We start from the raw sequence: 14,517 nt of genomic DNA, 5'->3' as shown, positions 1-14,517 counted from the left end.
CAGTATCGCTACATTGCAAAGTCACATCCAATGCGGCTGGAGCCGTAGTCCATGTTGGCGCTGTAGTGTCTTGAATTGTAATGGTTTGAGTAAACACAGTCGATACATTGGTACAAACATCTGTAGCAGTCCAGGTATTGGTATAAGTTCCGGAGTTCACGCAGTTTCCGGCCACGAAAGCCCCTGAAACTTTGGTATAAGTCACCGTTCCTCCACAATTATCGGTAGCTATCGGTGCATTGGCCTGAGCAGTTGTCAAACCTGCAGTATCACTACATTGCAAAGTCACATCCAATGCGGCTGGCGCAGTTGTCCATGTTGGCGCTGTAGTGTCTTGAATTGTAATAGTTTGAGTAAATACAGTCGATACATTGGTACAAACATCTGTAGCTGTCCAGGTATTGGTATAAGTTCCGGAGTTTATGCAGTTTCCGGCTACAAAAGCCCCTGAAACTTTAGTATAAGTCACCGTTCCTCCACAATTGTCAGTAGCTATTGGTGCATTGGTCTGAGCAGTTGTCAAACCTGCAGTATCACTGCATTGCAAAGTCACATCCAATGCAGCCGGAGCCGTAGTCCATGTTGGCGCTGTAGTGTCTTGAATTGTAATGGTTTGAGTAAATACAGTCGATACATTGGTACAAACATCTGTAGCGGTCCAGGTATTGGTATAAGTTCCGGAGTTTATGCAGTTTCCTGCAACGAAAGCCCCAGAAACTTTGGTGTAACTCACCGTTCCTCCACAATTATCAGTAGCAATTGGAGCATTGGCCTGTGCAGTTGTCAAACCTGCAGTATCACTACATTGCAAAGTCACATCCAATGCGGCTGGCGCAGTTGTCCATGTTGGCGCTGTAGTGTCTTGAATTGTAATAGTTTGAGTAAATACAGTCGATACATTGGTACAAACATCTGTAGCTGTCCAGGTATTGGTATAAGTTCCGGAGTTTATGCAGTTTCCGGCTACAAAAGCCCCTGAAACTTTAGTATAAGTCACCGTTCCTCCACAATTGTCAGTAGCTATTGGTGCATTGGTCTGAGCAGTTGTCAAACCTGCAGTATCACTGCATTGCAAAGTCACATCCAATGCAGCCGGAGCCGTAGTCCATGTTGGCGCTGTAGTATCTTGTATCGTAATGGTTTGAGTAAACACAGTCGATACATTGGTACAAACATCTGTAGCCGTCCAGGTATTGGTATAAGTTCCAGAGTTTATGCAGTTTCCTGCAACGAAAGCACCTGAAACTTTGGTATAAGTCACCGTTCCTCCACAATTGTCAGTAGCTATTGGAGCATTGGCCTGCGCAGTTGTCAAACCTGCAGTATCACTACATTGCAAAGTCACATCCAATGCGGCTGGAGCAGTTGTCCATGTTGGTGCTGTAGTATCTTGAATTGTAATGGTTTGAGTAAACACAGTCGATACATTGGTACAAACATCTGTAGCCGTCCAGGTATTGGTATAAGTTCCGGAGTTTATGCAGTTTCCAGCAACGAAAGCTCCAGAAACTTTGGTATAAGTCACAGTTCCTCCACAATTGTCAGTAGCTATTGGAGCATTGGCTTGAGCAGTTGTCAAACCTGTAGTATCGCTACATTGCAAAGTCACATCCAATGCGGCTGGCGCAGTTGTCCATGTTGGCGCAGTGATATCTTGAACATTAATTACTTTGGTACATGTTGATTCACAGCCATTGATATCTTTGATTACTACAGTTAACGTAAATGGCGCACTGCAAGTAGCACCAGTATTTACTAAAACGGTTTGTCCCGAAAGATTACCACTAATAGTAGCATTTCCTGAAATTGACCAAGTGTAATTGCTCATACCTGCAGGTGCTGAATAACTATTAGCTGTTGACGATGGACAAAGTGGACCATCAGATCCGGCAATCAAACATACTGGTAAAGGATTTACCGTAACTGTCACTGTAAAGGTGCTTCCTGTACAGGTTCCTGATGTTGGGGTAACGGTGTAAACCACATTTATCGGTGCATTGGTTGTATTGCTTAAGGTTCCGCTGATGTTTGCAGCATTACTTCCTGCCGCGGTTCCTGAAATTCCAATTACACTTGGAGCAGCCCAGCTATAAGTAGTACCAGTCGGAACTGTTCCGTTGGTTCCATTGGCTGGTGTAACTGTAAAATTACCACCACTGCATATACTGGTCACCGTTATATTGTTCAGAGCAGGTTTCGGATTTACTGTGACCGTCACTGTAAAAGTACTTCCTGTACAGGTTCCTGATGTTGGGGTAACGGTGTAAACCACATTTATCGGCGCATTGGTTGTATTGGTTAAGGTTCCGCTGATGTTTGCAGCATTACTTCCCGCTGCGGTTCCTGTAATTCCGATTACGCTTGGCGCTGCCCAGCTATAAGTAGTGCCAGTCGGAACTGTTCCGTTGGTTCCATTGGCCGGAGTAGTGGTAAAAGTGTCACCACTGCATATACTGGTTGCTGTTATATTGTTCAGAGCTGGTATCGGATTTACCGTAACTGTCACTGTAAAAGTACTTCCTGTACAAGTTCCTGATGTTGGGGTAACGGTGTAAACCACATTTATCGGTGCATTGGTTGTATTGGTTAAGGTTCCGCTGATGTTTGAAGCATTGCTTCCCGCCGCGGTTCCTGAAATTCCAATTACGCTTGGGGCTGCCCAGCTATAAGTAGTACCAGTCGGAACTGTTCCGTTGGTTCCATTGGCCGGAGTAGTGGTAAAAGTGTCTCCACTGCATATGCTGGTCGCCGTTATATTGTTCAGAGCAGGTTTCGGATTTACCGTAACTGTTACTGTAAAGGTACTTCCTGTACAGGTTCCTGATATTGGAGTTACAGTATAGACTACATTTATCGGCGCATTGGTTGTATTGGTTAAGGTTCCGCTGATGTTAGCAGCATTGCTTCCCGCTGCGGTTCCTGTAATTCCAATTACGCTTGGGGCTGCCCAGCTATAAGTAGTACCAGTCGGGACTGTTCCGTTGGTTCCATTGGCCGGAGTAGTGGTAAAAGTGTCACCACTGCATATACTGGTTGCCGTTATATTGTTCAGAGCAGGTTTCGGATTTACCGTAACGGTCACTGTAAAAGTGCTTCCTGTACAAGTTCCTGATGTTGGGGTAACAGTGTAAATCACATTTATAGGCGCATTAGTTGTATTGGTTAAGGTTCCGCTGATGTTAGCAGCATTGCTTCCTGCTGCGGTTCCTGTAATTCCAATTACACTTGGGGCTGCCCAGCTATAAGTAGTACCGGCAGGAACTGTTCCGTTGGTTCCATTGGCCGGAGTAGCGGTAAAAGTGCTTCCGCTGCATATAGTAGAAGTCATTGCAGTTATTACCGGTGTCGTACAACATGCAGTTACAGTTATATTGTTAACTGTTTTAGTATTTGGTATAACCTGATTTGTGGGGTCAGATACTGTTAAACTAGCAGAAAATGGACCAGCGGAAGAATAAGTCACAGTATATGGACCTATTGTTGTTAAACTAACCGGAGAAATTGTCGCAGCACCCGGAAATGACCAGCTATAATTAGTGTTTGGTTCAACTCCTGTAGAAGTACTGGCGTAAACTACCTTTTGAAAAGAACCTCCATCACAACTTTTAGTAATAGAAAAATCGGCAAAAAGAGGCGTTTTTATAATTATCCCATTTGAATATGCACTACTGCATTTAGGAGGATTACAAGTAATCAGTGAAAGACTTTGTGAAGGCGTAATAGCCTGTCCGTTTGTTTCCCATCCTAAGTAAATATTTTTTAACTCAAGGGATTGGCCTGCAGTATAGTTTGTAATTTGGGCCATTCGGTATTTGGACCCTGCCGTAATTATGCTTCCTCTAATTTTAATCGTTAACCGGTCTGTTACGGCACCAACAAAATTAGTGTTATCGAAATTTTTTCGAACTCCGCCAACTAAATAGTCAAATTGAAACATCAAGTCGTATTTAGAACTATTGGAGGCAATAGTTACCCATATGTACAAACCGTTTACAGGATTTGAAACATAGGCTAAAGTGGCTACATTTCCAACGTTATCACCTAGATAAACACTCCCAAAAGTAACATCCTGAGCATTACATTGTGAGAGAGAACAAGCTGGAGTCGTGGTTAATGAAGCATTAGTATTATCGAATGTAACATTGGTATTTTGTGAATAAGCAAATATTGTAGAAAGCATTAATAATAAAAAAGCCAGAAATGGAATTAAAGTAATTTTTTTCATAATCTTATTATTTAAATAACTAGTAACTTATTTCTTGTTAAAATTTAAATAAGAAAAATTGAGATTTTAGTCTATTGCTAGACAATCTGAATATTTAAAAACTATTGATTCACCTAAGCTAACCCTCGGATTGGTTTGTGAATGACTGTATTGTGGTGCGGGACAGAACTAATAAGTCTGTATAAGTAGAGTACTTTTTGCTTTCATACTTTTTAGATTTAAAATTTATGAAATGTTTATTTTTTTAACACAATCAAAGATATGTATATGGTTTTTTATAATACTTTTTAATCTTTAAATAACTTAAAAAGTCGTTAAAAGGGTGTTTTTATGATAAAATGAACCTTAAATTTCTTTATTGTTTCATTTTTGGAAGAAGAAATTGGAGTTATTATTTTGTATTCGAATGTTTTAAAAGCAGCTGTTCATAGTAGTACTAATTTAATGAGTATACTTAAAACAGCCGCTGCTGCAACAATAATAGTAGGAGTTCCTGAATTTTCTTTATATAAAGCAACGTAAAAGTTGTAATAATTGCCACTAGAGCCGTTGAAATGTCTATTATACTTCTTTTGGATATTACAATTACAGATATGAGTCAGAGAAATTGTACAGCGCTTGTGAAATACAATTTATAGAGCGGGATTTTCATTCATGATTTGTAAATTAGAATGCAATTCCAAACTGAAAACCGACTGTAAAGGAAGCAGGATGATTATTACCAAAGCGGATGGGTAGGGGGATTGCGGCAAAGTAGCTGCAATTGGTGCTTTTTATTATTGTTTTATTCAAAACAGGCGTAATGCCATATCTTCCGGAGGATTCAAAGGCAGCCCTTCCCGCAAAAGTATATCCGTGCCCCAAGGCTACCAGAACCCCGGGATGAAACAATAAGTTAGTTACTTTGCTGGTACCCTGATCGTCCTTTATATTGGGAACTACCTCAAAAGAAAATCCGATTTTCTCGTTTTTCCAGATATTGATTCCAGTTGGAAATCCTACAGCGTAGTAGTCTCTGAAATTTACTGCAGTTTCATCTTTATTCAAGGTTACCAGAGGATGCAGAATACCAAAATATCCTGTGATTTTAGGATACGTAGTTTGAGAAAAGCACGGAAGGCTAAATAGTAGTAGAATAGAAAGGTGCAGGAATCTTAAAAGCATCGATTTTGTTTTTATAAATGATAGAAACAAAATTACAAGCATTAAACGTCCCTAAATAGAATGCGTTTTACGTTTTGTATAGGGATTACTTTTTTTGGATTTTTTTTCTGTACGCCGACGGATTCTTTCCGGTTTGAAGTTTAAAAATTCTTGTAAAATGGCTTTGGTCTGAAAATCCGGTTCTATAGGCAATCTCCGTCAAAGTGTAGGTAGTATTCTCAATAAGATTTACCGCTTTTTCAATCCTTTGTTTTCTGACATAGTCCCCGAAATTTAAATCTTCAAAATATTTAGAAAATTCTCTCGACAGGTAGGATGGGTTCAAATCGAGTTCACCCGATATTTTTTTAAGGTCGAAAGTAAACTGAGCATCAATCTGGTCCTGAATAAGATTTTTGAGGTCTTTTACCCAGGATGGTGTTTTTCCGGTTGTTTTTTTGTCTTTAAGAAACTTGTTGTAAACTTCGTGTAGCAGGTTCTCAAAGGGACTGTTCTTCAGATGTTTCTGTTTATATAGATGTGAAGCCCACCTGTAAAGTGCGTCATAGAGCACCATTCCGGTTTCAAGGAGTTTATAATCATCGGTAATATTATGCGAAAGTCCGGCAGACACCGCCCAGAGTCCGGCAGATTCTTTTGCAATTTCATGACGATCGGTATCAGCCCCGCGTACAATTCCTGCCATGATGGAAATAGCGGGATCTTCGATTTTATATTTTTTTACAATATAATCGAAGGTGCACTGCTCCTGATAATGTGTGAATTCAACATTTGGAATATCAAAAGGAACAGCATTTAATTCTTTTGCTTTGTCCAGAACCTGATCAAAAGGGACGTAAATAAATTCAGCCTCAGGATCCACAAAATTTCTAATAAGCCATGGGCATGCAATTCGGTCTATTTTTGGCCTTTCTCTGGTGATCCATTTCATAAATCAATTGTTTTTTAGAATGCGTGCTAAGGTACATTTTTTTATTATTTAAGTATCACGTAGTGAGAATGCACAGCGCTTGTGAAATACACTTTGTAGAGCGGGGAGAATTTTATTTAACTGAAACAAAATCGTATAAAAATTTATTTTGTTTCAAGAAATGGAACAAAATGATAAAAAATAAAAATTTGTTACCGTTTTTGTAACAAATTTAAAAATAGAAAAAATTTGTTCACCTGGTAAAATAGAGCAATCCTGAGCTAGAGGATAGAAACTTTGTAAATGTCTTTCGACTTCAAACTCATAACGACCCAAAACAAAAAAAGAGACCCGAAAGTCTCTTTTTTTTTAAATTATATATTTACAAATAATTACTTACCAATCAATTTCTCAAGCCTCGCCATCATTTCATCTTTCTCCTTCAACATACGCTCGTATAACGCAATTTTTTCTTCATGAAGTTTTTTTAACTCTTCTAATGGATTGATGTTAAATACAGGTTTAGCATTTCCTATATAAGCCTCTTTTTCAATATTAAACGTATTCGAAATAATATTTATCGCTTGCTCTTCATCAAAATTCTGAAATGCTTCCACCGGAATTTTTAACACAGCTGAGATTTGTTTCAGAAGTTTGTCTTCAATGACATCTTTCTGCTCCAGCATCGAAATTTTCTTTTGGTTCCAGTCTTCGCCCAGATCATAAGCCAATGCTTCTTGTTTGATGTTGAGCATTTCTCTAAAACGTTTTACGTTTCTTCCCTGATGTATTTTCTGTTCCATAACGAATATCAATTTTCTAAAGGCTCAAAGATAAAGTCATTTTGCTTAAAAAGCCCTGAATTTCAAAGATAAAAAAATATTGGATAACACGCCTGTTTTGTCAGATATTATACCAATTTTTATTCAGAGTATAACATCGACTTTTCGAATAGATTTTTCTTTTGAAAGAACAGAACTTCGTTTGTGAATTTTAAATCACCTTAGTGTTTTGTGACAAAATTGAAGGCAACTCCAGTCTTAGTACTATTTGTCAATAGGATAATTTTAATTGGCTGTATTGTACAGATGTAATCGAACCATTTCTTATGTTTGTAGCTCAATATCTAAGTTTTAAGTATGAGTAAGAGTATTAAAATTATTTCATCAGAAGAATTTCCAAAGCAATTTATGTCTGATGCTTCTCTCGACTTTGATTTCTTAAAATCTCCCTTACAGATATATGATTTAAATACTACAACCGAGTATATCCAGATTCCGACCCCTCTTTTTAGGCCTGATTATAATTTTATGGTTCATGTTACCAGAGGTTATGCCAAACAGCAAGTCGACAAAGAAGTGATATCCATAAATGAAAATGATGTTTTGTTTGTAAAACAGGGACATATTACCGCAATGAAAGAAATTGATCAGATGATAACGGGACATTTTATTTTATTTGAGGAGAGTGTTCTGAATCATATTTTATCGAAACAGGAGCTAATACAGATTTTTGCCGCCAATTCAGTTCTTAAATTGCCTAAAGAGACCAGTATATGGCTTAATTCTTTGTTTGGTTTATTAAGCCAGGAATTTCGTAATGAAAATTCCAATATTGAAATTTGTTATTCGCTCATGCAGGCGGCTTTCCAGAAAATTCTTTTTTCAAATAAAGAACTGAATAAAACAATACATCGCAACAATGAGATCACTTTTTCTTTTAAAGAGCTTGTTTATAAATATCATGCAGAGAATAAGTCAGTGACCTTTTATGCCGATAAATTAAAAATCTCTGTAAATTATCTCAATAGATGTATCAAGCAAACCACCGGAATAGCTCCAAAAGAGTGGATAAACAATGTTAGTATTCTGCAAAGCCAGATACTTTTGCAGGATTTGACTAAAGATATTTCAGAAATTGCTTTTGCCTTGAATTACGAAGATCCTTCTTATTTTGGACGCCTTTTCAAAAAAATAACAGGTACAACTCCTTCTCAGTACCGAAATTCATTAAAGCAAGATTTGTCCGAGTAACGGCAAACTAAATCCTAGTAACAATTATTGTTTTAACTGCAACTTTGCCCTAAGAAAATCTTAGAGGGCTGATACAGCTTGTGTGTTTAAATTTAATAATTGTTATTTTGAAAAAAGTACTGTCATTCGTTTTAGTAACCTTGTTTTTTTGTTTTCCAAATAAGTTTTATGCTCAATTAATTACAGATGGTGCCGGGATGAGCATTACTGTGCATGGGAGAACTAACTTTAAGAATTTGTCAACTGTAGATCTGTACTATGGGAATAAATTCAAATATAATACTTACGATTTTTGGTTGCCAATACCACCTTTTAAAATTGGAAAAACACGTATTCTTGGAACGGTCAACTACCGTGTTTTAGACTTTACATTTGATAGAGATATTGAAATTAGTCCGAATTACATCACGAAGATAAACGAAATCAAACCTACCATTGTGGTGCGGCATCCTATAGGGAAAAGATGGGCCGCTTTTGGAGTCCTAATCCCTACGATTGCTTCTGACTTTAAAAATTCGTTTTCGATGAATGATATGGTTTTCGATGGCATTTTTGGAGTTTCGAGAAAGTTTGGAGAAAAGTCAAATCTTGAAATCGGAATTGGTCCTCATGTTATGTATGCTTTTGGCAAGTTTTTAATAACACCTGCCGTATCTCTCGACTATAAGAGCAATAATGGTAAGTGGCTTGCTCAAATATACTGGCCAAGGGTAAATGTTTTTAGAAATCTGGGTAATAATACTCAAGTTGGTCTGGCCGGCTCGATTGACTGGACGCTTCACAATTTACAAAACTACAAGAATGATCAGGGAGAAGAGATCGATTATGCTCAGTTTTCGGCAATCCATGGTGGTCTGCAAATTAATCAGCGTCTTTTTGATGGCTTTTGGCTGCAACTGCAAGGAGGTTTAGGATTTGCCAACAAATACACACTTTTTAATTCTAATAATGACACCATTAGCAATTATAAAGCAAAAGAAACGCCTTATGTCAAAGTGATGCTCAGTTATCGTTTTGGGAAATAAGTACACAAACAGAATTACATTAAAAATTATAAAATTAAAGACAAAATGAAAAAATCTATTTTAAGCATTCTTCTATTGGGAGTATCGTATTTTACTAATGCACAACAGATAAAAACGAATGTTGATGTACACAATGTTCAAAAAGGTAAAGGGACTGTTGTACTAAATGTATATGATAAAAAAGAAAATTTTCTCAAGCGAGCCTGCTTTACCAAAGTTCAAAAAGTGAATCAGGAAACGATGAAGTTTCAAATTGATTTGCCAAGAGGGACTTACTCAATCACGGTTTATCAGGATTTGGATAATAACGGAAAACTAAACAGTAACTGGTTGGGGATGCCTAAAGAGCCTGTAGGGAACAGTACGAATTTTATGCCGGATGGCGGGGCACCAACATTTCAGGATTGCTCTGTTTATATCTTAAATAATGATGCTACAATTAAAATAAATCTTTACTAAGGATTTTTGAAATTTTAGTTTAAAAGAGCCAGTCTTTTATAAAATGACTGGCATTACCAGGCAAACTTAAATCATGACATAAAATTATGGAAGAGATAAATTCTGAAAAAAAAGTTATTGCAGAGTTAAAGGGGGCTTGCAAGGAGTATCAAACCGGTGATACATTGATTACGGCTCTGGAAGCAACAACTATTCAGTTTAGAACCCGGGAGCTCACCTTAATAATTGGTCCTTCGGGTTCAGGGAAAACTACACTATTATCGCTGTTAGGCTGTGTTATTTATCCAACAAAAGGAGATGTTTTTATTGATGGTGAATACGTAAATGCGCTTTCGGCTAAGGAATTATCGGCTTTGAGATTGAATAAAATAGGTTTCGTATTTCAAAGTTTTAATCTTTTAGCACCACTTAATTCTTTAGAAAATGTAATGATGCCGTTGCAGCTTATGAAGGTAAGTGAACCCGTGGCTAAAAAAAAAGCAGAAAAAGCTCTTGAATTAGTGGGGATGAAAGACAGAATGAAAAATTTACCAAAAATGCTAAGTGGAGGCCAGCAACAAAGAGTTTCGATTGCACGGGCATTGGTAACCAATCCGCCAATTGTGCTTTGTGATGAACCAACGGCTGCATTAGATGTAAAAAGTGTTGGTTTAGTAATGGAGGAATTAAAAGAGCTTGCTCAAAATGGAAAAAGTGTAATTGTGGTTACACATGATATGCGACTTAAGAAGTTTGCAGACAGAATTATTTATGTGGATAGTGGAATTGCGACTGAAAATGAGAGTGCAACATTTATAAAGAATCAATTAATCAAATTATAAAGAATGAAATATATTTTAATTTCTATAACAGCCCTTCTTTTTTTTAGCTGTAATAAAAAAGACGAAGTAAAGCAGGGTGAGACAGGTTTTACTAAAGAAGTTCTTTCATCGGGTATTGTAGGAATCGGGCGTGTTGAACCGGAGGAGAAATTGTCATTACTGGCAACAGAAGTGGGTGGTGTTGTTCTGGCTATCCATAAAAAGGAAAACGATACAATTGGGAAAAATGATTTAATTATCGAATTGGATCATTCCGTTCAGGATGCTAAAATCGCCCGGATAAAAAGTCGGATTCAAACACAAAAAGCGGAGATAGACATAGCACAGCTGAAGCTAAAAGAGCAGAAAATAAATGTTGCTAATAAACAAATTGAATTAGAACGACTGAGAAACTTACAAGAAAAAGGCGCAGAAATAAAACAGAATGTTGATAATCTTGAAACCGAAACTAAAATTTTTCAAACAAATCTGGAACAATTGAAAAGCAAGATTTTGGTTGAGAATTCCAGACTTCAGGAAATTAAACAAGAGCTGGAAGTGTCAAACAGGGAGATGCAACAATATTTGATAAAAGCACCGGGTGATGGGCAAATTATGACAATGTACGCAACAAAAGGAGCTGCATTGTCACCCAGTCAGTCTTTTGCAGATTTTATTCCGAAAAGTAATTTGGTTGCTGCCTGTGAAATTGATGAGCTGTTTGCAGACAAAGTTAAAAAAGGTCAGAAAGCCATTATTCGCCAAATAGGTTCCAATAAAATTATTGGATCTGGCAAGGTTATTTTTGCGTCTTTGGCACTTAAACGCAAATCTATTTTTTCTGAAAAAGCAGAAGATCAGGAAGACAGAAGAGTGCGGGAAATAAAAATTCTGTTGAACAACCCAACGAAGTATTTAATTAATTCCCGCATTGAATGTGTTATTCAAGTATCAAAATAAGTAAGCATCAAAAACAAGCCTGATAGGGAATAAGTTCATAGGGACTGGAAATGCCAATATAGAGGCATGAATTCCAGATATAAAGGAAAATAAATAATAGCTAAGTATGAAATTTGGTATTAAAACAGCGTGGAAGTTTATTCGTTTCGATAAAACAAAAAGCATTGGAGTAGTGGTTGGAATAGTAATAAGTACTTTTCTCATTGGACAACAAATTGGGACATTTAATTTTTTGACAGGACTAATGAGTGTGTTGGTAAAAAATACAACAGCTGATATTTGGGTTGTTGATAATAAAACGACAGATGCCAATCAGCTAAGTTTGATAGATACCAGAAAAGAAAAAGAAATCAAGAGTTTGGAGGGAGTGAAAGAGGCATTTCCAATGGTTGTAACAAATGGTAAGGCAAAATTTCCTAACGGAACCAGTGCTGTTGTAAATATTATTGGAAGTGAATTTCCTTATTTTAAAGCAGGTCCCGATAGTGCAAAGGTTGTACAAGGAGAACTTTCAGATTTAGTACAGGAGGCAGCTGTGTCTGCAGATTATTTTGACCGAAATAATTTTGGAGGTTCGTCAAATGTTGGGACCAGTTTTGAAATCAATGGGAAAAGAGCAGTAATTACTTTGCAAACAAAAGGGATAAGAGGTTGGGGCGGTTATTTAATGTACACTACAATTGACAGAGCAAGATTTTACAGTAATATTCCCTCTACTGCTATAAGCGCTTTATTGGTAAATGTAAAAAAGGGGAAAGATGTAGACCAGGTTGTCGATCAGATCAATAATTCTATTTATGGAGTACGAGCATGGAGGGCATCATCCTTGAGTGTAGCAACCATAAATAGTGTTTTGGCTTCTACAGGTTTAGGTGCCAGTACGGGCTCCTTAGTAGGATTTGCCATTATTGCCGGTTTTTTTATTATTGGGTTAACGATGTATTCATCAGCACTTGACAGAATTAAGGACTATGGAACTCTAAAAGCAATTGGTGCAACTGATGCATACATTAGGAAATTAATACTTACACAAGCCGCTTTATTTGCTATTGTTGGGTTTATGATTGCTTTTATTTTCTTATTGGGGTTTAAGAACGGAATGTATCAATCGGGAATAGTAATAGATTTTAGTCCCGGAATACTTTTCATAATTCTAACAGTTACCTTCTCTATTTCGCTTTTCGGAGCTGTGTTTGCCATTAGAAGAATAAAAAATGTTGAACCTGCCTCTGTATTTAGAGGCTAAAAAGTTGTTAGAATGAAAAATAATGTATGGTATATCTGTTTTATAGGCTGTCTTCTGTTGTCAGGATTTTTTAAAATGAATGCACAAAGTACGGTCTGGACCTTGGATAAAGCCATTGAAGCAGCACAAAAGAATAGAAAGATAGTAGCTTCACTGGAAAAAGAATATAAAATCAATCAATTAAAAACAAAAGAATTAAATGCAAAATATTTGCCCAGAGTAGCGTTGAATTATAATTATCAGTACAATCCGATTATTGCTACAAGTGTTTTACCGGCTGAAGCATTTAATTCCCATCAAGCATCAGAGGGTATGATCCCGGTAAAATTAGGAGCTAATTATTCTCAAAGCGCAGGTCTTTTATTGCAGCAACCTTTACTGGATATGGCTATTTCAAAATTAATAGCCGAATCGAAACTACAAGAGAAACTAGCTGCTTTAAATGAAAAAGAGGCAAAGCTGGAACTTACTTATGAAGTCTCAAAAGTATATTTAAATATACTAGTTGCAGAAGAACAAGAAAAAGAAGCGGTTGGTGATACTGCACGTACAGCGCTGAGTCTGGAGACTATTAATCAAAAGTATAAGTACAAAAGAGTTTTAAAAGCTGACGTAAACGATGCTAAGGTAACGCACAATAATGCGGTTCAAAAATATCGCAATGCCGTAAATAATGTATTGGTTTTGAAACAGTATTTCTTATACGTTATTGGAAATGAATCTTTGATTGCTGCTGCTGTGAAATTAGAAAAATACAGCGTAGAGGAAAGTATTGCCAATCTTGATGATAATCTAATTGAAGCATTGCCACAAATTGAAATTTTGAAAACGCAAAATGAGGTATTAGAGAATAAGAAAAAACTGGAAAGAACTAAATATAGCCCATTGATTACTATTAATGGTTATTTAGGAGCAGATCAATTTACAGAAAAGCTAAATCCTTTTCAGCAAAATAGTTGGTATGGAAATAGTTATGTCGGTGTCTCACTAAAGTTGCCTTTTTCTTTTGGAGAAAATACAGCAAAAAGAATTGATCAGTTAAAATTTCAGCAAAATCAAAATAAGGACAGAATTACAGAGAATATTAATAAAAGCAAATACAATGCTTTAAATGCCGCTACTGTTTACGCTAATGTCCTGGAACAACTAAAAACAGTGAGTGAAAACAGTAAGCTAACTTCAGAGATTGTAATGATTTACCAGGACCGATATAAATTTGATCAAATAGCCTTTAATGAACTAAATGATAAGGAGATCAAATTGCAAAATCTGGAATTATTTCAGAATCAGCTTAAAAAACAATTGATAGTCTCATGGCTCGATTGGAAAAAAGCGGCAGGAAAATTAGTCTGGTAAGTTTGAAGAGCATTTGCATAAGTATCATAGCAAACGGATAAACATTCCTTTCAGCTAAATTTTATTTAGGAATGAAAAAAAACAGCTTTGTAGGCATACCCTGTAAAGGTTGTTCAACATCCCGTACAGTCTTTTTGTTTACATTTTTAGTTTTAAAAGTTATCGATAGGCTGTTTATAGGATTGCTAATCCAATTTTATAAACAGTATTCGAAGTTGACAGAGTGCGAAGCATATCAGGAAGCTTTTATAAAAACACGTAAAACTACCTATATTCATTTGCAGGATAAATCTTATTTTCGTTAGGGTGTACTATCAATTAGATAGCTAACCATTGAGC

General features: G+C 36.7%; 12 protein-coding genes. 8 read left to right on the top strand and 4 right to left on the bottom strand.

Features of this window, described 5'->3' with window-relative positions:
- The coding region (locus tag BHE19_RS01630) for a beta strand repeat-containing protein (protein WP_083342440.1) at positions 1-4,225 on the bottom strand (4,225 nt) is incomplete at its 3' end.
- A 369-nt stretch (positions 4,226-4,594) separates the two neighbouring features.
- Here BHE19_RS01630 and BHE19_RS22705 point away from each other — a divergent pair.
- Positions 4,595-4,747, top strand: coding sequence for a hypothetical protein (locus tag BHE19_RS22705; RefSeq protein WP_165607897.1), 153 nt, complete (start codon positions 4,595-4,597; stop codon positions 4,745-4,747).
- 144 nt (positions 4,748-4,891) lie between these two features.
- Here BHE19_RS22705 and BHE19_RS01625 read toward each other — a convergent pair whose 3' ends face one another.
- From BHE19_RS01625 to BHE19_RS01615, 3 genes are all read right to left on the bottom strand, one after another.
- A complete protein-coding gene (locus BHE19_RS01625; protein ID WP_070905679.1) occupies positions 4,892-5,389 on the bottom strand; it encodes a hypothetical protein in 498 nt (165 codons plus the stop codon).
- Positions 5,390-5,474: 85 nt separating this feature from the next.
- Positions 5,475-6,320 carry a chromate resistance protein ChrB domain-containing protein gene (locus BHE19_RS01620; protein WP_070905678.1) on the bottom strand — a complete coding sequence of 282 codons (846 nt, stop codon included), beginning with the start codon at positions 6,318-6,320 and terminating at the stop codon, positions 5,475-5,477.
- Between the two features lie 371 nt (positions 6,321-6,691).
- The gene (locus BHE19_RS01615; RefSeq protein WP_070905677.1) at positions 6,692-7,102 is read right to left on the bottom strand and encodes a helix-turn-helix domain-containing protein; all 411 of its coding nucleotides are present in this window, start codon (positions 7,100-7,102) and stop codon (positions 6,692-6,694) included.
- 336 nt (positions 7,103-7,438) lie between these two features.
- Here BHE19_RS01615 and BHE19_RS01610 point away from each other — a divergent pair, with 336 nt between their 5' ends.
- From BHE19_RS01610 to BHE19_RS01580, 7 genes are all read left to right on the top strand, one after another.
- Positions 7,439-8,332 carry a helix-turn-helix domain-containing protein gene (locus BHE19_RS01610; RefSeq protein WP_070905676.1) on the top strand — a complete coding sequence of 298 codons (894 nt, stop codon included), beginning with the start codon at positions 7,439-7,441 and terminating at the stop codon, positions 8,330-8,332.
- Positions 8,333-8,439: 107 nt separating this feature from the next.
- Entirely contained in the window at positions 8,440-9,357 is a 918-nt protein-coding gene (locus tag BHE19_RS01605; protein WP_233431344.1) for a DUF6268 family outer membrane beta-barrel protein, read from the top strand.
- Between the two features lie 45 nt (positions 9,358-9,402).
- Positions 9,403-9,816 carry a DUF2141 domain-containing protein gene (locus BHE19_RS01600; RefSeq protein ID WP_070905674.1) on the top strand — a complete coding sequence of 138 codons (414 nt, stop codon included), beginning with the start codon at positions 9,403-9,405 and terminating at the stop codon, positions 9,814-9,816.
- A gap of 86 nt (positions 9,817-9,902) precedes the next feature.
- Complete coding sequence (locus BHE19_RS01595; RefSeq protein ID WP_070905673.1) at positions 9,903-10,637, top strand: ABC transporter ATP-binding protein; 735 nt, start codon at positions 9,903-9,905, stop codon at positions 10,635-10,637.
- Positions 10,638-10,640: 3 nt separating this feature from the next.
- Positions 10,641-11,576: an HlyD family secretion protein gene (locus BHE19_RS01590; protein WP_070905672.1), complete on the top strand. Its 936-nt coding sequence runs from the start codon at positions 10,641-10,643 to the stop codon at positions 11,574-11,576.
- Positions 11,577-11,682: 106 nt separating this feature from the next.
- Entirely contained in the window at positions 11,683-12,822 is a 1,140-nt protein-coding gene (locus BHE19_RS01585) for an ABC transporter permease (RefSeq protein ID WP_070905671.1), read from the top strand.
- Positions 12,823-12,834: 12 nt separating this feature from the next.
- Positions 12,835-14,178 (top strand): TolC family protein, encoded by a 1,344-nt coding sequence (locus BHE19_RS01580; protein ID WP_070905670.1) that lies wholly within the window; start codon positions 12,835-12,837, stop codon positions 14,176-14,178.
- Positions 14,179-14,517 lie beyond the last annotated feature (339 nt).

Origin of the sequence: Flavobacterium tructae, from assembly GCF_001853485.1 — a bacterium.
GTDB lineage: Bacteria > Bacteroidota > Bacteroidia > Flavobacteriales > Flavobacteriaceae > Flavobacterium > Flavobacterium tructae.
The sequence above is the reverse complement of the archived record's forward strand: the minus strand, read 5'-3'. Positions and strand labels throughout refer to the sequence as shown.

What these genes read in the sequence shown, in the direction of transcription:
- BHE19_RS01625 (WP_070905679.1), bottom strand. Translation starts at nt 5,389, where the DNA reads ATGCTTTTAAGATTCCTGCACCTTTCTATTCTACTACTATTTAGCCTT.
- BHE19_RS01620 (WP_070905678.1), bottom strand. Translation starts at nt 6,320, where the DNA reads ATGAAATGGATCACCAGAGAAAGGCCAAAAATAGACCGAATTGCATGC.
- BHE19_RS01615 (WP_070905677.1), bottom strand. Translation starts at nt 7,102, where the DNA reads ATGGAACAGAAAATACATCAGGGAAGAAACGTAAAACGTTTTAGAGAA.
- BHE19_RS01610 (WP_070905676.1), top strand. Translation starts at nt 7,439, where the DNA reads ATGAGTAAGAGTATTAAAATTATTTCATCAGAAGAATTTCCAAAGCAA.
- BHE19_RS01600 (WP_070905674.1), top strand. Translation starts at nt 9,403, where the DNA reads ATGAAAAAATCTATTTTAAGCATTCTTCTATTGGGAGTATCGTATTTT.
- BHE19_RS01595 (WP_070905673.1), top strand. Translation starts at nt 9,903, where the DNA reads ATGGAAGAGATAAATTCTGAAAAAAAAGTTATTGCAGAGTTAAAGGGG.
- BHE19_RS01590 (WP_070905672.1), top strand. Translation starts at nt 10,641, where the DNA reads ATGAAATATATTTTAATTTCTATAACAGCCCTTCTTTTTTTTAGCTGT.
- BHE19_RS01585 (WP_070905671.1), top strand. Translation starts at nt 11,683, where the DNA reads ATGAAATTTGGTATTAAAACAGCGTGGAAGTTTATTCGTTTCGATAAA.
- BHE19_RS01580 (WP_070905670.1), top strand. Translation starts at nt 12,835, where the DNA reads ATGAAAAATAATGTATGGTATATCTGTTTTATAGGCTGTCTTCTGTTG.